The 19023-nt window shown below is 67.7% G+C and carries 20 protein-coding genes; 10 read left to right on the plus strand and 10 right to left on the minus strand.

The features are described from left to right. Positions 1–19 precede the first annotated feature (19 nt). The 3 genes from ACAG21_RS13620 to ACAG21_RS13630 are packed head-to-tail and all read left to right on the plus strand — an operon-like array spanning position 20 to position 3710. Positions 20–892 (plus strand): cytochrome c, encoded by an 873-nt coding sequence (locus ACAG21_RS13620; RefSeq protein WP_370496599.1) that lies wholly within the window; start codon positions 20–22, stop codon positions 890–892. Beyond that, the gene (locus ACAG21_RS13625; RefSeq protein WP_370496600.1) at positions 889–2067 is read left to right on the plus strand and encodes a ubiquinol-cytochrome c reductase iron-sulfur subunit; all 1179 of its coding nucleotides are present in this window, start codon (positions 889–891) and stop codon (positions 2065–2067) included. Before ACAG21_RS13620 ends, ACAG21_RS13625 begins: the two co-directional genes overlap by 4 nt. After that, positions 2064–3710 (plus strand): cytochrome bc complex cytochrome b subunit, encoded by a 1647-nt coding sequence (locus ACAG21_RS13630; protein ID WP_370496601.1) that lies wholly within the window; start codon positions 2064–2066, stop codon positions 3708–3710. The genes ACAG21_RS13625 and ACAG21_RS13630 overlap by 4 nt, the downstream gene beginning before the upstream one ends. 17 nt (positions 3711–3727) lie before the next feature. Here ACAG21_RS13630 and ACAG21_RS13635 read toward each other — a convergent pair whose 3' ends face one another. Continuing rightward, positions 3728–4168: a DUF5994 family protein gene (locus tag ACAG21_RS13635; RefSeq protein ID WP_370496602.1), complete on the minus strand. Its 441-nt coding sequence runs from the start codon at positions 4166–4168 to the stop codon at positions 3728–3730. 216 nt (positions 4169–4384) lie between these two features. Here ACAG21_RS13635 and ACAG21_RS13640 point away from each other — a divergent pair, with 216 nt between their 5' ends. Beyond that, the gene (locus ACAG21_RS13640; RefSeq protein ID WP_096291217.1) at positions 4385–4618 is read left to right on the plus strand and encodes a hypothetical protein; all 234 of its coding nucleotides are present in this window, start codon (positions 4385–4387) and stop codon (positions 4616–4618) included. 7 nt (positions 4619–4625) lie between these two features. On the opposite strand, the gene ACAG21_RS13645 is transcribed toward ACAG21_RS13640, so the two are convergent. From ACAG21_RS13645 to ACAG21_RS13660, 4 genes are all read right to left on the minus strand, one after another. Next, entirely contained in the window at positions 4626–5258 is a 633-nt protein-coding gene (locus tag ACAG21_RS13645; RefSeq protein ID WP_096288654.1) for a DUF2561 family protein, read from the minus strand. Further along, positions 5258–6226: an MmpS family transport accessory protein gene (locus ACAG21_RS13650; RefSeq protein WP_370496603.1), complete on the minus strand. Its 969-nt coding sequence runs from the start codon at positions 6224–6226 to the stop codon at positions 5258–5260. Before ACAG21_RS13650 ends, ACAG21_RS13645 begins: the two co-directional genes overlap by 1 nt. A gap of 182 nt (positions 6227–6408) precedes the next feature. Then, entirely contained in the window at positions 6409–6828 is a 420-nt protein-coding gene (locus tag ACAG21_RS13655; RefSeq protein WP_096288656.1) for a cytochrome c oxidase subunit 4, read from the minus strand. Positions 6829–6836: 8 nt separating this feature from the next. Then, entirely contained in the window at positions 6837–7892 is a 1056-nt protein-coding gene (locus tag ACAG21_RS13660; protein WP_370496604.1) for a cytochrome c oxidase subunit II, read from the minus strand. A gap of 153 nt (positions 7893–8045) precedes the next feature. Here ACAG21_RS13660 and asnB point away from each other — a divergent pair, with 153 nt between their 5' ends. Beyond that, on the plus strand, positions 8046–10010 hold the full coding sequence (gene asnB, locus ACAG21_RS13665; protein WP_370496605.1) for an asparagine synthase (glutamine-hydrolyzing): 1965 nt from the start codon (positions 8046–8048) through the stop codon (positions 10008–10010). A gap of 119 nt (positions 10011–10129) precedes the next feature. Here the strand turns inward: asnB and ACAG21_RS13670 are convergent, their stop codons facing one another. After that, positions 10130–11104 carry a carbohydrate kinase family protein gene (locus tag ACAG21_RS13670; protein WP_370496607.1) on the minus strand — a complete coding sequence of 325 codons (975 nt, stop codon included), beginning with the start codon at positions 11102–11104 and terminating at the stop codon, positions 10130–10132. A gap of 194 nt (positions 11105–11298) precedes the next feature. Here ACAG21_RS13670 and ACAG21_RS13675 point away from each other — a divergent pair, with 194 nt between their 5' ends. Then, positions 11299–11967 carry a hypothetical protein gene (locus tag ACAG21_RS13675; protein WP_370496608.1) on the plus strand — a complete coding sequence of 223 codons (669 nt, stop codon included), beginning with the start codon at positions 11299–11301 and terminating at the stop codon, positions 11965–11967. Positions 11968–11989: 22 nt separating this feature from the next. Here the strand turns inward: ACAG21_RS13675 and ACAG21_RS13680 are convergent, their stop codons facing one another. Together ACAG21_RS13680 and ACAG21_RS13685 are read right to left on the minus strand one after the other, a co-directional pair. Continuing rightward, complete coding sequence (locus ACAG21_RS13680; RefSeq protein WP_025735110.1) at positions 11990–12346, minus strand: iron-sulfur cluster assembly accessory protein; 357 nt, start codon at positions 12344–12346, stop codon at positions 11990–11992. A 70-nt stretch (positions 12347–12416) separates the two neighbouring features. Beyond that, complete coding sequence (locus ACAG21_RS13685; protein WP_370496609.1) at positions 12417–13493, minus strand: glycerate kinase; 1077 nt, start codon at positions 13491–13493, stop codon at positions 12417–12419. Between the two features lie 246 nt (positions 13494–13739). Between ACAG21_RS13685 and ACAG21_RS13690 the strand changes: the two genes are divergently transcribed. The 4 genes from ACAG21_RS13690 to ACAG21_RS13705 are packed head-to-tail and all read left to right on the plus strand — an operon-like array spanning position 13740 to position 16737. Next, complete coding sequence (locus tag ACAG21_RS13690; protein ID WP_370496652.1) at positions 13740–14372, plus strand: DUF3043 domain-containing protein; 633 nt, start codon at positions 13740–13742, stop codon at positions 14370–14372. A 27-nt stretch (positions 14373–14399) separates the two neighbouring features. Further along, complete coding sequence (locus ACAG21_RS13695; protein WP_370496610.1) at positions 14400–14936, plus strand: bifunctional adenosylcobinamide kinase/adenosylcobinamide-phosphate guanylyltransferase; 537 nt, start codon at positions 14400–14402, stop codon at positions 14934–14936. Next, positions 14933–15991 (plus strand): nicotinate-nucleotide--dimethylbenzimidazole phosphoribosyltransferase, encoded by a 1059-nt coding sequence (gene cobT, locus ACAG21_RS13700; protein ID WP_370496611.1) that lies wholly within the window; start codon positions 14933–14935, stop codon positions 15989–15991. The genes ACAG21_RS13695 and cobT overlap by 4 nt, the downstream gene beginning before the upstream one ends. After that, positions 15988–16737 (plus strand): adenosylcobinamide-GDP ribazoletransferase, encoded by a 750-nt coding sequence (locus ACAG21_RS13705; RefSeq protein ID WP_370496612.1) that lies wholly within the window; start codon positions 15988–15990, stop codon positions 16735–16737. The genes cobT and ACAG21_RS13705 overlap by 4 nt, the downstream gene beginning before the upstream one ends. Here the strand turns inward: ACAG21_RS13705 and ACAG21_RS13710 are convergent. Both ACAG21_RS13710 and gcvT read right to left on the minus strand, forming a co-directional pair. Beyond that, the gene (locus tag ACAG21_RS13710; RefSeq protein WP_370496614.1) at positions 16734–17840 is read right to left on the minus strand and encodes a branched-chain amino acid aminotransferase; all 1107 of its coding nucleotides are present in this window, start codon (positions 17838–17840) and stop codon (positions 16734–16736) included. The two genes, ACAG21_RS13705 and ACAG21_RS13710, sit on opposite strands and share 4 nt — an antisense overlap. Positions 17841–17895: 55 nt before the next feature. Next, positions 17896–18999, minus strand: coding sequence for a glycine cleavage system aminomethyltransferase GcvT (gene gcvT / locus ACAG21_RS13715; RefSeq protein ID WP_370496615.1), 1104 nt, complete (start codon positions 18997–18999; stop codon positions 17896–17898). Positions 19000–19023: the final 24 nt, after the last annotated feature.

A 19023-nucleotide genomic window follows, 5' to 3' on the forward strand; every position in this document is an offset into this window, starting at 1 on the left:
AATAGACAGGAGTGCTCGGTTGAAGAACCTGGGGTTCATCCGATCCCGCGGCCGTAAGCCGCAGAGTCAGCCACGCAAAAAAGCCCTGCAGGAGCAGAGCCGGCGGCGTCTTCGCCGTCGGCTGTCCGGCGGGCTGCTGCTGATGATCGCGCTGACCATCTCCGGCGGGCTGGCCGCGGTGCTGACCCCCACCCCACAGGTCGCGGTTGCCGACGAGTCGAATTCGGCGCTGCTGCGCAACGGTAAGCAGCTGTTCGACACGTCCTGCGTGTCCTGCCACGGCGCCAACCTGCAGGGCGTGCCGGACCACGGGCCCAGCCTGATCGGCGTCGGCGAGGCGGCGGTGTATTTCCAGGTGTCCAGCGGCCGCATGCCGGCCATGCGCGGCGAGGCCCAGGCCCCACGTAAAGCGCCGATCTTCGACGAGGCCCAGATCGACGCGCTCGGGGCCTACGTCCAGGCCAACGGTGGCGGCCCCACGGTGGTGCGCAACCCCGACGGCAGCATCGCGATGCACTCGTTGCGCGGCGAGGACCTCGGCCGCGGTGGCGATCTGTTCCGTCTCAACTGCGCCTCGTGCCACAACTTCACCGGTAAGGGCGGCGCGCTGTCGTCGGGCAAGTTCGCACCCGACCTGGGTGAGGCCAACGAGCAGCAGATCCTGACGGCGATGCTGACCGGCCCGCAGAACATGCCGAAGTTCGCCGACCGCCAGCTTTCCTTCGAAGCCAAGAAGGACATCATCGGCTACGTCAAGAACGTCACCGAGGAACGGTCGCCGGGCGGCTACGGCCTGGGCGGATTCGGACCCGCACCCGAGGGCATGGCGATCTGGATCATCGGGATGGTCGGGGCCATCGCGTTGGCATTGTGGATTGGGGCACGGGCATGAGCTCGGAAAGCACCGGCGTCGGTAAAGAACCGGACCAGGCGGCACTGGCCGCGATGTCCAACCAGGAACTGCTCGAGCTGGGCGGCCAGATCGACGGCGTCGAGACCGTCTTCAAGGAACCGCGCTGGCCGGTCGAGGGCACCAAGGCCGAGAAGCGTGCCGAGCGCGGCGTGGCCCTGTGGCTTTTGCTGGGCGGCGGATTCGGGTTGGCGCTGCTGCTGATTTTCCTGTTCTGGCCGTGGGAGTACAAGTCGGACGGGCAGCCCGGCAACTTCCTCTACTCGCTGGCCACGCCGCTGTACGGCTTCACGTTCGGGATGTCGGTCCTGTCGATCGCCATCGGCGCGATCCTGTACCAGAAACGCTTTATCCCGGAAGAGATCTCGATCCAGGACCGCCATGACGGCGCCTCGCGTGACATCGACCGCAAGACGGTCGTCGCGAACCTGACGGATGCCTATGAGACGTCGACGATCGGGCGCCGCAAGCTGATCGGTGCGTCGTTCGGCCTGGGCATGGGCGCGTTCGGCCTGGGCACCCTGGTGGCGTTTGCCGGCGGCCTGATCAAGAACCCGTGGAAGCCGGTCGTGCCCACCGCCGACGGCATGAAAGCCGTGCTGTGGACGTCCGGCTGGACCCCGCGCTACCACGGCGAGACGATCTTCCTGGCGCGCGCCACCGGCGCCACCGAGGGTGCTCCGTTCGTCAAGATGCGCCCTGAGGACATCGACGCCGGCGGCATGGAGACCGTGTTCCCGTGGCGGGAGTCCGACGGCGACGGCACCACGGTGGAATCGCACGAAAAGCTGATCGGCATCAAGATGGGTGTCCGTAATCCCGTGATGCTCATCCGGATTCGACCCACCGACATGCCGCGGGTGGTCAAGCGCCAGAACCAGGAGAGCTTCAACTTCGGCGAGTTCTTCGCGTTCACCAAGGTCTGCTCGCACCTGGGCTGCCCGTCCTCGCTGTACGAGCAGCAGTCCTACCGAATCCTGTGCCCCTGCCACCAATCGCAGTTCGACGCTCTGCATTTCGCCAAGCCGATCTTCGGCCCGGCGGCCCGGGCGCTGGCGCAGCTGCCGATCACCATTGACTCAAACGGGTATCTGGTTGCCAACGGCGACTTCATCGAGCCCGTCGGTCCTGCGTTCTGGGAGAGGACGACAACATGAGTCCAAAACTGAGTCCGCCGAAGATCGGTGATGTGCTGGCCCGCCAGGGCGAGGACATCGACAGCCGCTATCACCCGTCGGCCGCGGTCCGCCGGCAGCTCAACAAGGTCTTCCCGACGCACTGGTCGTTCCTGCTCGGTGAGATCGCGATGTACAGCTTCTTCGTGCTGCTGATCACCGGCGTGTACCTGACGCTGTTCTTCGACCCGTCGATGGTCGACGTCACCTACAACGGCGTGTACCAGCCGCTGCGCGGCGTCGAGATGTCGCGGGCCTACCAGTCCGCCCTCGACATCTCCTTCGAGGTCCGCGGCGGCCTGTTCGTCCGCCAGATCCACCACTGGGCCGCGCTGATGTTCTCGGCGTCGATCATGGTGCACCTGGCGCGCATCTTCTTCACCGGCGCCTTCCGCCGGCCCCGCGAGGCCAACTGGGTAATCGGCTCGCTGCTGCTGATCCTGTCGATGTTCGAGGGCTACTTCGGCTACTCACTGCCCGACGACCTGCTCTCCGGCATCGGTCTGCGGGCCGCGCTCTCGTCGATCACGCTGGGCATGCCGGTGATCGGAACCTGGCTGCACTGGGCACTTTTCGGCGGCGACTTCCCCGGCACCATCCTGATCCCCCGGATGTACGCCCTGCACATCCTGCTGATTCCGGGCATCATCCTGGCGCTGATCGGGCTGCACCTGGCCATGGTGTGGTTCCAGAAGCACACCCAGTTCCCCGGCCCGGGACGCACCGAGCACAACGTCGTCGGCGTGCGCGTGATGCCGGTGTTCGCGGTCAAGTCCGGCGCGTTCTTCGCGGCCATCGTCGGCGTGCTGGGCCTGATGGGCGGCCTGCTGCAGATCAACCCGATCTGGAACCTGGGTCCCTACAAGCCCTCTCAGGTGTCGGCCGGCTCGCAGCCCGACTTCTACATGATGTGGACCGAAGGCCTGGCGCGTATCTGGCCGCCGTGGGAGTTCTACTTCTGGCACCACACCATTCCGGCCGTGGTGTGGGTGGCCCTGATCATGGGTGGCGTTTTCATCCTGCTGATCATCTACCCGTTCCTGGAGAAGCGGTTCAGCGGCGACAAGGCCCACCACAACCTGCTGCAGCGGCCGCGCGACGTGCCGGTGCGGACCTCGATCGGCGCGATGGCGATCGCCTTCTACATGCTGCTGACGCTGTGCGCGATGAACGACATCATCGCGTTCACGTTCCACATCTCGCTCAACGCGACGACGTGGATCGGGCGTATCGGCATGGTGGTCCTGCCGCCGCTCGTCTTCTTCATCAGCTACCGCTGGTGCATTGGGCTGCAGCGCAGCGACCGGGCGCTGCTTGAGCACGGCGTCGAGACCGGCATCATCAAGCGGCTGCCGCACGGTGCCTACATCGAGCTGCACCAGCCGCTCGGCCCAGTCGACGACCACGGCCACCCGATTCCGCTGGAATACGCGGGCGCGGCGATTCCCAACAAGATGAACAAGCTGGGCTCCGCCGGTACGCCGGGCAGCGGCAGCTTCTTGTTCGCCGACCCGCCGTCCGAGGATGCGGCGCTGCGCGAGGCGGCCCACGCCTCGGAGCAACGCGCGCTGACCGCGCTGCGGGAACGCCAGGAAACCAACGGATCCAGCAACGGCGAGCACTAGCCGCCGCTGCGGCTAGCTCAGCCGGTGGTGCGTTGCTGTTGGGCCGCGCGCAGGATCGACCCTGCGGTCACGAAGATGGGCTTCTCCCGGTCAGCGGCACAGACCGGCAGGTCGGCGGCGCAGCGCAATACCATCAGCGCGAGTGCGCTGTAGGTCGCGTACGGGACGATCAGCAGGTTGGCGCGGCGGTCGCCGGCCTCGATGGTCATGACGTGGTGGTGCTTCTGATCCCATCCCGGCCAATTGAAGTCGGGTGGTCGTTGCAGCGGTTGCCAATTGACGTTGATCGTCGTGATGTCCCCCAGCATCGGAGTCAGCAGGGCAACCAGGCCGGGCAATTCAATGCTCATGCGATCGGCGCGCGGCCACCACGCGCCGTCGATGACGCGGCCGAGCTCACGCGCCAGCGACAACCGGATGGGTTTGGCTGCGCCGCGACCGCCGACGGGTCGGCTCATCGAAGATGTCGGCTTGCGCTGCTGAGTGTCATAGACTTCACGGGCGATCCCTTCACCGTCGACATCGCCCCCAAAGTCGGGGGCGGCGGAGCGGGGCGCCGATGCGGTTGTACTACCGCTGACAACGAGGCCAACTCACGCTTGACGCTACGCCACAGCTAGGTAATTCCGGAATGTGACGGCGTGACGCGGCCCAAAACTGGGGATGGCTGGTTGATGGCAGTTCAAGACTGGAACGACGCACCCGAGATTCACCCGTCGCAGATTCGGGTGGGTGACGTCATCGGGACGAGTCGCCCCACCGGTCTGCGCTACACGGTCAAGATGATCGGCTCACCGCACACAGGTCCGCGACAGTGGACGTTTTTCTGCCGGGACGACGGAGGCCTGCAGCACACCAGCACGTTCCGCGAGGACGAGTTGGTCCGCAGGTACGCCAAAGCTTCGTGACAGCCGACTAGGTTGCGGCGACTTCCCGGCGTAACTGGCGCACGTAGAGCCATTCGACCGCCGGCATCGCCGCGGTGACGGCGGCGGCCAGCCCGTAGCCCACCCAGGACGGGCCGTCGTGCCCCACGGCCATCGAGTAGGTCGCCGCGGCGACGGCAATCAGTGCGATGCCCATCGTCGTGGTCAACACGACGGTGCCGCGCAACCAGATTCGGTCCACGGCCTCGCCGGACCACTCCCCGTTCGCGTCGGCGGCCGGAGCGCGCTGCGGGCGCACCCGTTCGACCACGGTGCGCGCGTTGGACGTCCGGGTCGGCGGCCTTCCCTGCAGGGCCGTCGACCGAACGATCGGCGGTTCGGCGTTGGTCATCCGGCGGGCCCGCAGCAGCACCGGGATGGCGCCGGCGATGATCAACGCGGACACGACGATGACGGTGTACAGCACCCACGGCGTGCTGTGCGAATTCCGGGCCGCGCTGTGCAGGCCGCCGCCGAGATCGGCCAGCGCGACGGCAGCGGCCACGCTGACCCCCAGCAACAGCAGCCAGATCACGGCGCACGTGCCCAGCAGCAGGCGATCGATGACATCCGGCGGAACGGTGTCGGACCCGCGACGGTACGCGGAGTATCTGCTGACCATCAGCAGCTCGTCTGGGGCTGGTCGGCATTGTTCGACGACAGCACCGTTCCGTCACTGGTGGTGATCGAGCAATTGAGCCGGCTGACCCGGAAGAGGCTGGACGCCTGCACGGAGCCGACGTCGGATTGCGAGATCGGGGTGACCGTCATCGACCACGGGATGTAGACGTTGTGCTGGGTGCGTGAGCGGCCCGAGGCGTCGACGTAGGTCACCGAGATGATGTCGCCCGGGGCCTTGGTCCCGGTCACCGAATAGGTGACCTGCCGCGGGCCGGCCGGTGTCGTCGGCGGCGGCGACGCCGGAGGCGGGGCCGCGGTAGCCGACGTGGTGGCCGGCGGAGGTGCGGTAGACGGCGCGGGCGGCGGCGGAGGCGGAGGCGGTGGGGGCGGTGGCGTCACCGTCACTGTCTGGGTCTCCGTAGCTGTCGGGGGCGGTGGCGGCGGCGGTTCGGTGGTGGTCGGCGGCGGTGGCGGCTTGGTGGTGGTGATTTCGTCCTGCACGGGAGGCGTCGACGACGTGGTGGTGCCCGGATTGGCGAGTTGGCTGGTGTCGGTGCGCGCGAACAGCAGCGACACGGACACCACCAGCGCGATCGCGGCCACGATGGCGGCGACGCCGACCACCCACGGCCAGCGTGGGGCGCCGTCGTGGTCGTCGTCCTCGTCCGGGTCGTCGTAATTCTCGTAGTCGTAGAGCCTTAGATCGGCCGGCAGATACGGGCCGCTGATGAAATGCTCGGACTCCGGTGCGGAGTAGGCACGCGAATATGCGTCCGTCTCACCGGTCTGCTCGGCCGCGGGTATTGCGCCGCTGTCGACGAATGGCTCGAGTTCGTGACGGCCATGCAATTCGTCGTCGTGCTCGTCTGATTCGTCGTCGGGGTCGCCGCCGGAATTCGGTTCGTGGGTGAGCTCACTGGCCGAATCGGATTCGTCGGGTTCCCATCCCGGGGGTTTCGGCCCGCTCATGTCTGCCTGCCCTGTCCAACTGCGTCACCTGCGCACGCGGCTTCAGGGGTACCTCGTGTCGCACGCGCTCGGGAGATTCTCATGTGCCTGCGCAAACCCTACCGAACCGGGCAGCGCAAAGAAGTCTTGGCAAACGGGCGACGGCTCAACTGATGCCCAGATTGTTACCTTTGAGACGCAAATCAGTGCTTCTCGGGGCCCACGTAGTACTCAAAAACCAGTCCGGCGGCCGACGCAAGGATGAACACCACGCCGGCGACGATCAGCCAGGGCAGCCACAGCGCGATGCCGACCGCAGCGACCGAGCCCGACAGCGCGAGCATCAGCGGCCACCAGCTGTGCGGGGCGAAGAATCCCAATTCGCCTGCACCGTCACTGATTTCAGCGCCCTCGTAGTCCTCCGGCCGGGTGTCGAGGCGACGGGCCACGAAGCGGAAGAAGGTGGCCGTGATCAATGCCAAACCGCCGGTCAGCGCCAGCGCGGTGGTACCCGCCCACTCCTCGCCGCCGGTGGCGTACAACGCCGTCAGTACCCCGTAGAGCACCGCGCAGAAGACGAAGAACGCGGCGATGAATTCGAACAGCCTCGCTTCGATATGCATTGCGTGTCCTAACCGACTGGTTGCGTCTGTTCGCCGCGGCGAGTGTCGAACGGATGAGTCGTCACCGCTACCGGGGACTGGGCGATCGACTGCAACGCTTGAGCGTTCGTCTTTCCTTCGCTGCGTTGCTGCAAATAAGCCTTGAAGTCATTGGGCTCAACGACGCGGACCTCGAAGTTCATCATCGAGTGATAGGTGCCGCACATCTCGGCGCAGTGGCCGACGAATGCCCCGGTCTTTTGGATCTCTTCGACCTGGAACACGTTGACCGAGTTGTTCTGCTTCGGGTAGGCCATCACGTCGCGCTTGAACAGGAATTCCGGCACCCAGAAAGCGTGGATGACGTCGGCTGAATTCAATACGAATTCGATCCGCTTGCCGGCCGGTAGCACCAATACCGGAATCTCGGTGGGCGTTCCCAGCGTCTCGATCTTGTCGAAGTTCAGGTAGGACCGGTCTTCGGTGTTGATCCCGCGCACCGGGCCGACGCGCTCTTCGCCGTGCTCGTCCTTGCCCTCGGGCTTGGAGACCATCGCCTTCTTGCGGGCCTCGTCGGCGCCGTCGTAGGTCAGCGTGCCGTCCTTGAAGTTGACGCTCTGATAACCGAACTTCCAGTTCCACTGGAAGGCCGTGACATCGATCACAACCTCGGGGTTCTTGTCCAGGTGCAGCATCTTCTCCTGCACCACGACGGTGAAGTAGAAGAGCACCGAGATGATCAGGAACGGCGTCACCGTGAGCACCAGCTCCAGCGGCATGTTGTAGCCGAACTGCCGCGGCAGCTCGGTGTCGGTGGCCTTCTTCCGGTGGAACGCCGAGGACCAGAAGATCAGGCCCCACACGATGACCCCGACGACCAGCGAAGCGATTACCGCGCCGATCCACAGCTCTCGGTTGAGGTGGGCCTGCGGCGTGATGCCCTCGGGCCAGCCCAAGGCAAACACCGTCTGCCAGCTGCAACCACTAAGGGTGACCGCCAGCACTCCCAGCGTTCCGGCCAGCGCCAGCGGTCGAAATATGCGATGCGACAAACGCTGCGAACGGAACTGCCCGCCGGGTGTCACGTTGGCGCCTCCTGCTCGAACGTCGAATACTACGCAGCGTAGACCACGCCGCTGCGCCCGGCGACTAAACCCCGGCCGGTCGGGCGCCGCGTCGTCGCGACCGGCCCGGTGCGGCGCTCACAACCGTCGCCGAAGTACGGCATATTGGTGGCCGTGTGTGGACTGCTGGCGTTCGTCGCGGACCCGGCCGGTCTGGCCGACCGGGCCGGCGGCACCGGCGCTACTGGAACCGATGACGCGATTACCCGGGCGCTTCGGCTGATGCGGCACCGCGGGCCCGACGAGCCCGGTGGCCTGTTCGATCCCGACGATGACGGGTCGGTCGTCTTCGGCTTCAACCGGCTCTCGTTTATCGACATCGCGCATTCGCATCAGCCGCTGCGCTGGGGACCGCCCGAGGCGCCCGACCGCTACGTGCTGGTGTTCAACGGCGAGATCTACAACTACCTCGAACTGCGCGACGAACTGGCCGCCCAGTACGGCGCCGCCTTCGCCACCGACGGTGACGGCGAGGCCATCGTCGCCGGCTACCACCATTGGGGCACCGGCGTGCTGACCCGGCTGCGCGGCATGTTCGCGTTCGCGCTGTGGGACACCGTCACCCGCGAATTGTTCTGCGCCCGAGACCCTTTCGGCATCAAGCCGCTGTTCATGGCGACCGGCACCGGCGGCACCGCGTTGGCCAGCGAGAAAAAATGCCTGCTGGATCTCGTCGACCTGGTCGGGTTCGACACCGCGATCGACGAGCGCGCGGTGCAGCACTACACCGTCCTGCAGTACGTGCCGGAGCCCGAGACGCTGCACCGCGGGGTGCGCCGGCTCGAATCGGGAAGCTACGCACGCATCCGGCCCGGATCGCCGCCGCAGGTCACCCGCTACTTCGCGCCGCGGTTTGCCGCCACGCCGATCACCGCAGACACCGAGCAGGCCCGCTACGACGAGATCACCGCGGTGCTGGAGGACTCGGTGGCCAAGCACATGCGCGCCGACGTCACCGTCGGGGCGTTCCTGTCCGGCGGCATCGACTCCACCGCGATCGCGGCACTGGCCATCCGGCACAACCCGCGGCTGATTACGTTCACCACCGGATTCGAGCGCGAGGGCTTCTCCGAGATCGACGTCGCGGTGGCCTCGGCCGAGGCGATCGGGGCGCGCCACATCGCCAAGGTGGTCAGCGCCGGCGAGTTCGTCGCCGCCCTGCCCGAGATCGTCTGGTACCTCGACGAACCGGTCGCCGACCCGGCGCTGGTGCCGCTGTTCTTCGTCGCGCGTGAGGCCCGCAAACACGTCAAGGTGGTGCTCTCCGGCGAGGGCGCCGACGAGTTGTTCGGCGGCTACACTATCTACCGAGAACCGTTGTCGCTGAAGCCTTTTGACTATCTCCCCCGGCCGCTGAGGCGGTCGATGGGCAAGATGAGCAAGCCGCTGCCCGACGGTATGCGTGGCAAGAGCCTGCTGCATCGCGGTTCGCTGACGCTCGAGGAGCGCTACTACGGCAACGCCCGCAGCTTCTCGGATGCGCAACTGCGCGACGTGTTGACCGGGTTCCGCAACGAGTGGACGCATACCGACGTGACGGCCTCGGTGTACGCCGAATCGGCGGGCTGGGACCCGGTGGCTCGCATGCAGCATGTCGACCTGTTCACCTGGCTGCGCGGCGACATTCTGGTCAAGGCCGACAAGATGACGATGGCCAACTCGCTGGAGCTGCGGGTGCCGTTCCTGGACCCGGAGGTGTTCGCCGTCGCGTCGCGGCTACCCGTCGAGGCGAAGATCACCCGCACGACCACCAAGTACGCGCTGCGCCGCGCGCTGGAGCCCATCGTCCCGGCGCACGTGCTGCACCGGCCTAAGCTCGGTTTTCCGGTGCCCATCCGGCATTGGCTGCGTGCCGGTGAACTGCTGGAGTGGGCGTACGCGACGGTGGACGCGTCGCAGGCCGGGCATCTGGTCGACATCACCGCCGTGCGCCGGATGCTCGACGAACACCGCGGCGGCGTCAGTGATCACAGCCGCCGGCTGTGGACCGTCCTGATCTTCATGCTCTGGCACGCGATCTTCGTCGAGGGCACCGTGGTGCCCCAGATCAGCGAGCCGGTCTACCCGGTTCAGCTGTAGCGGACCGTCGAGGGTGACACCTGGGCTTTGCAGGTGACACCGCGGCGCTGCGTTGAGGTGTGTCGGCGCCCCGAGCGCACAGCCGGCGCCAAGGGGTCACACTCGATGGTCGCGTAGCACTAAGCAAGCACCGCGGCGATCTCGTTGGCCGCCTCGTCGCCGTAGGCGTCCGCCAGCCGCGTCTTGGCTTCCGCGTGGTCCCACGTCCACTCCTGCGTGCCGGTCGTTTCCAGCACCAGCACGGCGACCAGCGAGCCCAGCTGAGCCGAACGCTCGATGCTCAGCCCGGCGCTGCGCCCGGTGAGGAAGCCGGCCCGGAACGCGTCGCCGACGCCGGTGGGGTCGGTCTGACTCTTCTCCGGCACGACGCCGACGTGGGTGGTGGTGCCGTCGCGGTCGACGATGTCCACGCCCTTGGCACCCAGCGTGGTCACCCGCAGGCCGACCTTTTCCAGCACATCGTTCTCCGACCAGCCCGTCTTGTTGAGCAGCAGCTCCCACTCGTAGTCGTTGGTGAACAGGTACGCCGCCCCATCGACCAGCTTGTTGATCTCCTCGCCGGACAGCCGAGGCAGCTGCTGGGACGGGTCGGCGGCGAAGTCCAGGCCGAGCTTGCGGCATTCCTCGGTGTGCACCACCATCGCGTCGGGGTCGTTGGCCCCGATGATCACCAGATCCGGCTTGCCGACCGCTGACACGACGTCGGCGAGCTTGATGTTGCGGGCCTCCGACATCGCACCCGGGTAGAACGACGCGATCTGGGCCATGTCCTCGTCGGTGGTGCAGGTGAACCGGGCGGTGTGCGCGGTCTTGGAGATCAGCACGTTCTCGCAGTTGACCCCGTGGCGTTCCAGCCATTCGCGGTATTCGCCGAAGTCCTCGCCGGCCGCGCCGACCAGCGCGACGTCACCGCCGAGCACGCCGATGGCGAAGGCGATGTTGCCCGCCACACCACCACGGTGAATCACCAGGTCGTCGACCAGGAAGCTGAGCGAAACCTTTTGCAGATGTTCGGCCAGCAGATGCTCGGAGAACCGGCCGGGAAAACGCATCAGGTTGTCGGTCGCAATCGAACCGGTTACCGCGATCGTCACGAAATATCCACCCTTCATTGGTAAGCGCGTCTAGCCTACCTACGCGTTTCGACGGCCAACCAGACAGCGCCAGCGTCCGCGGTCGGCGCACGGGGGTGCGCTAGCCTCCCTAGGGAACTCACTGAAGTCGCCGGGACCGAATACTCGAGCGGTACCCGCTCGTGGTCGGTGTCTACCAACGTAGGAGAGCCACAATGGGCGGTCCGCATTCGCCGAACCACGCTGTTGGCGGCGACGGACCGGTGCCCTACACCGAGCCCGTCGACTTCCCGCACGACCCTCCGGTTGGCGAAACCGCCTACGCGCCCGGGCCGGGCAACGAGCCTCCCCCGGGCACCTACCCAGGCCCGACACCGCCGCCGGGCTACCCGAAGCGACGGTCGACGCGACGGTTGGTCATCGGGGTGCTGGCGGCCGTCGCACTGGTCGCGGCCATGACGGCAGCGATCGTGTACGGCGTCCGAACCAACGGGGCCAACACCGGCGCCGCGTTCTCCGAAGCAACGGCCAAGACGGCGATCCAGGGCTACCTGGACGCGCTGGAGAACCGCAATACCGACGAGGTCGCCCGCAACGCGCTCTGCGGCCTCTACGACGGCGTCCGGGACCGCCGGTCCGACCAGGCGCTGGCCAAGCTGAGCAGCGACGCGTTCCGCAAGCAGTTCTCCCAGGTCCAGCTGACCTCGATCGACAAGATCGTGTACCTGTCGCAGTACCAGGCGCAGGCGCTGTTCACGATGCAGGTATCGCCTGCCACCGGCGGACCGCTGCGCGGCCAGGTTCAGGGCGTCGCGCAGCTGCTGTTCCAGCGCGGCGACATCCTGGTGTGCTCCTACGTGCTGCGTACCGGGGGTTCGTACTAACCCGGCGTACTGGACGCCGGGCTCAGTTGAAGGAATCCCCGCAGGCGCAAGAACCCGTGGCGTTCGGGTTGTCGATGGTGAAGCCCTGCTTCTCGATGGTGTCCACGAAGTCGATCGAGGCGCCTTCCACATACGGAGCGCTCATCCGGTCCACCGTCAGCGTCACGCCACCGAAGTCGGCGGTCAGATCGCCGTCTAGCGAGCGGTCGTCGAAGAACAGGTTGTATCGCAGGCCAGCGCAGCCGCCCGGCTGAACCGCGATACGCAGCGCCAGGTCGTCACGTCCCTCTTGGTCCAGCAGGGACTTCGCCTTGGTGGCGGCGGCCTCGGTCAGGATGACGCCATGGGTCTTGGCGGTCGACTCGTTTTGCACCGTCATTACTTCTCCTACATGCCTGTTGTTGGGTAGGTGCCCGGGCACCCGAACCACTCGGTGAGAACCCAATGCCTCAACGGTACCTCGCAGGACCGCTATTCCCGAGTCGCGCCGCCACCTGTGACGCTAATCCCATCAGCTGGTTTGCGGCGTCGGCCAGCGCCAATCCCACCGAACCGGCGTACTCGGCCATGGACAGCGCGGACATGATGCCCGCCGTTCGCACCGCGGTTTTCTCCAGGCCCACCTGACCGGCCAGCACGATCACCGGAATTCCCAGCGGGCCGGCCGCCGCGGCGAGCGAACCGACCACCTTTCCGTGCAGCGACTGCTCGTCGAATTTGCCTTCCCCCGTGACGATCAACTCGGCGATGTCGAGGTCGTCGGCCAGGTGGGTGTGCTCGGCGATGATCGCCGCGCCGGACTCGCAGCGCCCCCCGAGCGCGAGCAAACCCGCGCCGATACCCCCGGCGGCCGCGGCCCCCGGCTCCGAGCTCACGTCGCGTCCGGCCACCGCTTCGAGCTGCAGCGCCCACGCCTCGAGGCGGACTTCCAGCGCCGCGACGGCCGCCGTGTCGGCGCCCTTCTGCGGCCCGAACACCCGGGCCGCGCCCCACGGCCCCACCAGCGGGTATTCGGTGTCCGAGGCGGCGATCAGCTCAACATCGGCCAGTTGGTGCCGGGCAACCTCCAGGCCACCCAGCTCGGCGATCATGCCCTGCCCGCCGTCGCTGCACGCGCTGCCGCCCAGTCCCACCACGATGCGCCGCGCCCCGGCACGCAGCGCCTCGGCGATCAGCTGACCGACTCCCCTGCTGTGCGCGGCCAGCGCCGTCTCGGGGTCGGCCGGACGGCCCAGCAGTGCCAGGCCGCAGGCCTGCGCAATCTCCAGGTAGGCGGTCGCGGTTTCCGGATCCCAGACCCAATCGGCTTCTACCGTCGCGTCCAGCGGCCCGGCGACCTCGATGCGCCGCTTCTGCCCTAGCCGGTTGGCCAGCACCTCGATGAAACCGGGGCCGCCGTCGGACTGCGGGGCGACGATGAACTGGTCGCCCGGGCGCGACCGCGTCCAGCCGGTCGCGATGGCGGCGGCAGCTTCGAGCGCCGAAAGACTGTCGCCGTAGCAATCCGGGGCCACCAACACCCGCATAGCCGGCAATTGCAATCGACCCGGAGAAAGACCAGTGGCAACATCGTCCGAGGCCATCGAGCCGTTGTCCATCACCCGTAGCCGTTCATCACCGTTAAGGGTAGGTCCAACTAACGTGCGGCCGCAGTGCTATCGCGATGCCTGACGGGCCCATTCACCGGACCGGGCCGGTCTCGAAGTAACCTGGCGGTTGTGAAGTTGTTGGGCCGTAAGAAAACCCATGAAGAGGTCGGCGAAGACGATCTCGTGACACCGGTTGCCTCCGATGCCGCCCTGCAGGAGCTCTCGCGCGGACCACGCACAACCGGCCCCAAGGGCCGGCCCACGCCCAAGCGCGAAGCTGCCCGGCGCAGCGCCAAGAAGGGCCCCGTCGCCCCGGCGCCCAAGACCGCCGCCGAAGCGCGGGCTCGCCGCAAATCGCTGGCCGGCCCGAAACTCAGCCGCGAGGAGCGCAAGGCCGAGCGCACCGCCGGCCGGGCCCGGATGACCGACCGGCGCGAACGCATGATGGCCGGCGAAGAGGCCTACCTGTTGCCACGCGACCAGGGCCCGATCCGCCGCTATGTGCGCGACGTCGTGGATGCCCGGCGCAATCTGCTCGGCCTGTTCATGCCGGCGACGCTGGGTCTGCTGTTCGTCATGTTCGGCGCTCCGCAGCTGCAGCTCTACATCTCCCCCGCGATGTTGGTGATCACCGCGATCATGGCCGTCGACGGCCTGATCCTGGGCCGCAAGGTCAGCAGGCTGGTCGACGCGAAGTTCCCGAGCAACACCGAAAGCCGTTGGAAACTCGGCATTTACGCTGCCGGCCGGGCTTCCCAGATGCGACGCATGCGGGCCCCGCGGCCTCAGGTCAAGCGCGGCAGCCGTGTCGACTAGCCATCGCCGGAAAGCCTCCTGACCCCAGTGCGCACCCTGGTGCTCGGCGGGATCAGGTCGGGCAAATCCGAGTGGGCCGAGGAAGTGATCGCCGCGTCGGTGCCAACCGGGCAACCGGTCCGCTACCTGGCGGCCGGACACAGCGACGACACCGATTCGGACTGGGCTGACCGGATCGCGAAACACCGCGGTCGCCGGCCCGCGCACTGGTCGACGGTCGAAACTCGAGACGTCAGCACCGAATTGCGGCACTGTCCGGACACCCCGACCCTGGTCGACGACCTCGGCACCTGGCTGACCGCGACGCTGGATCGCCACCAGGCCTGGGAGCACGGATCGGTGGGCGCTGCGGTCGACGAGATGCTGGACGCGGTTGGCGCGTTCGGGTCCACGCTGGTGCTGGTCAGTCCCGAGGTCGGGTTGACCGTGGTGCCGGCCACCGCCTCCGGCCGCCGGTTCGCCGACGAGCTGGGTTCACTCAACCAGCGCGTCGCGGCCCTGTGCGATCAGGTGGTGTTGGTGGTGGCCGGTCAGCCGTTATCGATCAAACCGTCAGGGACATGATGGAATTCGCGCCGATCTCCTCCCCCGACGCGGCCGTGGCTGCGGCCGCCCGTGCCCGCCACGACACCCTGACCAAGCCGCGCGGCGCGCTGGGCCGTCTCGAGGACCTGTCCGTGTGGATCGCGTCGTGCCAGGGCCATTGCCCGCCAACGCAATTCGCGCGCGCTCGGGTAGTGGTGTTCGCCGGCGATCACGGGGTCGCTCAATCCGGGGTGTCGGCGTACCCGCCGGAGGTGACCGCACAGATGGTCGCCAACATCGACGCCGGTGGCGCGGCGATCAACACGCTGGCCGCGATTGCGGACGCGACGGTGCGCGTGGCCGATCTGGCGGTGGACGCCGAGCCGCTCTCGGAGCAGATCGGCGCGCACAAGGTGCGGCGCTCCAGCGGCGATATCGCCGTGCAGGACGCGCTGAGGGACGAGGAGACCACCAGCGCGATCGCGGCGGGCCAGCGTATCGCCGACGAAGAGGTCGACGCCGGCGCCGACCTGCTCATCGCGGGCGACATGGGCATCGGAAACACCACCGCGGCAGCCGTTCTGGTGGCGGCGCTGACCAATGCCGAGCCGGTTGCGGTGGTCGGCTTCGGCTCCGGCGTCGACGACGCCGGCTGGGCCCGCAAGACGGCCGCGGTCCGCGACGCGCTGTACCGGACCCGGCCGGTGCTGCCCGACCCGGTCGCCTTGCTGCGCTGCTGCGGCGGTGCGGATCTGGCCGCGATGGCCGGGTTTTGCGCACAAGCCGCCGTGCGGCGCACTCCGCTGCTGCTCGACGGCATGGCGGTGACGGCCGCCGCGCTGGTCGCCGAACGCCTGGCGCCGGGCGCGCGGCAGTGGTGGCAGGCCGGCCATCGATCCACCGAGCCGGGTCATGCGCTGGCGCTGACCGCGCTGGACCTGGACCCGATCCTGGACCTGCGCATGCGTTTGGGCGAAGGCAGCGGCGCGACGCTGGCCCTGCCGGTGCTGCGTGCCGCGGTGGCCACGCTGTCGTCGATGGCGACGTTCTCCGAAGCCGGTGTTTCGAACCGGCCCGGCGACACTGCGCCGTGATTCGTTCGCTGGCAACGGCTTTCGCGTTCGCAACGGTGCTACCCGTGCGAGGCGGCGCGATGAACCGCGGCGCCATGACCGCCCTGCCGGTGGTCGGTGCGGCCCTGGGCGCACTGGCCGCGGGCATCGCCTGGGGCGCCTCGCTGGCCTTCGGCGCGTCCAGCCCGCTGCCGGGATTGCTTGCCGTGGCGGCACTTCTGCTCGCGACCCGCGGACTGCACATCGACGGCGTCGCGGATACCGCCGACGGGCTGGGCTGCTACGGCCCGCCGCCACGCGCCCTGGCGGTGATGCGCGACGGGTCGACCGGACCCTTCGGCGTCGCGGCCGTCGTGCTGGTGATCCTGTTGCAGGGCTTGGCATTTTCGGCACTCGGCGCGAGCTGGCCGCACGGGCTGGCCGCGATCATCGTGGCGGTTGCCGCCGGCCGGGTCAGCGCGGTGCTGGCCTGCCGCCGCTCGGTGAAGGCGGCCGACGGCAGCGACCTGGGCGTCGACGTCGCCGGCACTCAACCACTGCCGGTCGTCGCCGGCTGGACCGTGGTACTGCTGGCGGCCTCGGTGGTGGCCGGTCCACGGCCGTGGCAGGGCCCGGCCGCGGTGGTGCTGGCGTTGTGCTGCGCCGCGGTGCTGGTCGCGCACTGCGTGCGCCGCTTCGGGGGCATCAGCGGCGATGTGCTGGGCGCCGCAATCGAACTGACCACCACGGTCAGCGCCGTGGCGCTGGCCGCGCTGACCCGATGTTAGCCCAGCCGCGTCATCCAGCCGTGCGTGTCGACGAAGGTCCCCCGCTGGATGCGGGTCAGCGTGTTGCGCAGCGCCATCGTCACCTCGCCCGGCTGGCCGTCACCGATGCTGAACTCGCTGTCGGCGTACTTCACCCGCCCGACCGGTGTGATGACCGCCGCAGTGCCGCAAGCGAATACCTCGGTGATCTCCCCCGCGGCGGCCTTCTTCTGCCACTCGTCGATGTCGATTTTGCGTTCTTCGACCGTAAAGCCCGCGTCAAGTGCCAACTGCAACAACGAATCCCGTGTGATCCCCGGCAGCAGCGAGCCGGACAGCTCCGGGGTGACCAGCCGCGAGGTGCCGCCGCTGCCCAGCACGAAGAACAGGTTCATGCCGCCCATTTCTTCGACGAAGCGACGCTCGACCGCATCGAGCCAAACCACTTGGTCGCAACCGTGTTCCGCGGCTTCGGCCTGCGCCACCAGCGACGCGGCGTAGTTGCCGCCGAACTTGGCCGCACCGGTACCGCCGGGGCAGGCGCGCACGTAATCCGTTGACACCCAGACGTCGACGGGGTTGATGCCGTTCTTGAAGTACGCGCCGGCAGGCGAACCGATCAGCAGGTACCGGTAGTGCTTGGCCGGTCGTACACCCAGTCCCGGCTCGGTCGCGAAGACGAACGGCCGCAGATACAGCGCCTCTTCGCCGCCCGCCTTGGGCACCCAGGCGTTGTCGACAGCGATGAGCTGGCGCAGGGATTCGAGGAAGAGCTCGTCGGGCAGCTCGGGAATCGCGATGCGCCGGGCCGACGCGCGCATCCGGGCGGCGTTGGCGTCCGGGCGAAATGACACGACCGAGCCGTCGGCCCAGCGGTACGCCTTGAGTCCCTCGAACACTTCCTGCGCGTAGTGCAGCACGATCGCGGACGGGTCCAGCTGGATTGGGCCGTACGGGATCACCCGCGCGTTGTGCCAGCCCTGGCCCTCGTCGTAATCGACCGAAACCATGTGGTCGGTGAAGAACTTGCCGAATCCCGGGTCGGCCAGGATGGAGTCACGTTCTGCGCCACTAACGGGATTGGACGCGTGTTGAACGGTGAACTCTAGTAGGCCGCTCGTCATGCGCCGATTGTATATGCGCGTACCAACAGGTTTTTCCCGTGTGAAGCGGCGGTGGCTAGCGCGTTTTCAGCTCGACGAACGGTGGGCGCACCACTTCACACTCCGCCGCACGACCGCGCACGTCGACGATGACTTGCTGGCCGTCTTCGATCCCGGCGTCGGTGTCGATCAACGCCAGCGCGATGCCGGCCTGCAGCGTCGGAGAAAACGTCCCGGATGTGGTCAGCCCGACCGGGTTTTCCCCGACCAGAACCGTCAGCCCGGGCCGCAACACACCGCGGCCCAGCATCTTCAGACCCCGCAGCAGCCGTCGCGGCCCCGCCGACTTCTCGGCCAGCAGCGCGTCGCGGCCGAAGAACGCGTCCTTCTTCCAGCCGATCGCCCAGCCGCAGCGGGCCTGCAGCGGCGAGATGTCGAGCGACAACTCGTGGCCGTGCAACGGATAACCCATCTCGGTGCGCAGGGTGTCGCGGGCGCCCAGACCGGCGGGTTCGCCGCCCGCGTTCGACACGGCCGTCACCAGCGCGTCGAACACCACGCCCGCGGTGTCCCAGGGCGGCAGCAGTTCGTAGCCGTGTTCGCCGGTGTAGCCGGTGCGGCAGACCCGCACCGGGACGCCCGAGAAGGAGGCGTCGGCGTAGGCCATGTAGTCCATGTCGGTCGGCAGTTCCAGCTCGGCGAGCACCTCGCTGGATCGCGGGCCCTGTACCGCCAGCACCGCGTAGTTGCGATGCTCGTTGGTGATGGTCAGCCCCTTGGGTGCAGCGGCTTGCAGCGCCTCGACCACCGCCGCAGTGTTGGCGGCATTGGGCACCAGGAAGATCTCGTCGTCGTCGACGTAGTAGGCGATCAGATCGTCGATGACGCCACCAGATTCGGTGCAGCACAACGTGTATTGCGCCTTGCCCGGCTCGATGCGGCCCAGGTCGTTGGTCAGCGCGGAGTTGACGAACCGCGCGGCGCCCGGACCGCGCACCAGCGCCTTGCCCAGATGGCTGACGTCGAACAGGCCCACGGCATTTCGCGTCGCGTTGTGCTCGCTGACCGTGCCCGCGTACGACACCGGCATCAGCCAGCCGCCGAATTCAGCAAAACTGGCGCCCAACTCACGATGACGATCTTCCAGCGGTCCCTTGAGTGGCTCCGTCGCATCGCTCACGACGATCCACCCTAATCGTGGGAG

The organism is Mycobacterium sp. pR1184, assembly GCF_041287235.1.
Classification (GTDB): Bacteria; Actinomycetota; Actinomycetes; order Mycobacteriales; family Mycobacteriaceae; genus Mycobacterium.

What these genes read in the sequence shown, in the direction of transcription:
- ACAG21_RS13625 (WP_370496600.1), top strand. Translation starts at nt 889, where the DNA reads ATGAGCTCGGAAAGCACCGGCGTCGGTAAAGAACCGGACCAGGCGGCA.
- ACAG21_RS13630 (WP_370496601.1), top strand. Translation starts at nt 2,064, where the DNA reads ATGAGTCCAAAACTGAGTCCGCCGAAGATCGGTGATGTGCTGGCCCGC.
- ACAG21_RS13635 (WP_370496602.1), bottom strand. Translation starts at nt 4,168, where the DNA reads ATGAGCCGACCCGTCGGCGGTCGCGGCGCAGCCAAACCCATCCGGTTG.
- ACAG21_RS13640 (WP_096291217.1), top strand. Translation starts at nt 4,385, where the DNA reads ATGGCAGTTCAAGACTGGAACGACGCACCCGAGATTCACCCGTCGCAG.
- ACAG21_RS13645 (WP_096288654.1), bottom strand. Translation starts at nt 5,258, where the DNA reads ATGGTCAGCAGATACTCCGCGTACCGTCGCGGGTCCGACACCGTTCCG.
- ACAG21_RS13650 (WP_370496603.1), bottom strand. Translation starts at nt 6,226, where the DNA reads ATGAGCGGGCCGAAACCCCCGGGATGGGAACCCGACGAATCCGATTCG.
- ACAG21_RS13655 (WP_096288656.1), bottom strand. Translation starts at nt 6,828, where the DNA reads ATGCATATCGAAGCGAGGCTGTTCGAATTCATCGCCGCGTTCTTCGTC.
- ACAG21_RS13675 (WP_370496608.1), top strand. Translation starts at nt 11,299, where the DNA reads ATGGGCGGTCCGCATTCGCCGAACCACGCTGTTGGCGGCGACGGACCG.
- ACAG21_RS13680 (WP_025735110.1), bottom strand. Translation starts at nt 12,346, where the DNA reads ATGACGGTGCAAAACGAGTCGACCGCCAAGACCCATGGCGTCATCCTG.
- ACAG21_RS13685 (WP_370496609.1), bottom strand. Translation starts at nt 13,493, where the DNA reads ATGCGGGTGTTGGTGGCCCCGGATTGCTACGGCGACAGTCTTTCGGCG.
- cobT (WP_370496611.1), top strand. Translation starts at nt 14,933, where the DNA reads ATGATGGAATTCGCGCCGATCTCCTCCCCCGACGCGGCCGTGGCTGCG.
- ACAG21_RS13710 (WP_370496614.1), bottom strand. Translation starts at nt 17,840, where the DNA reads ATGACGAGCGGCCTACTAGAGTTCACCGTTCAACACGCGTCCAATCCC.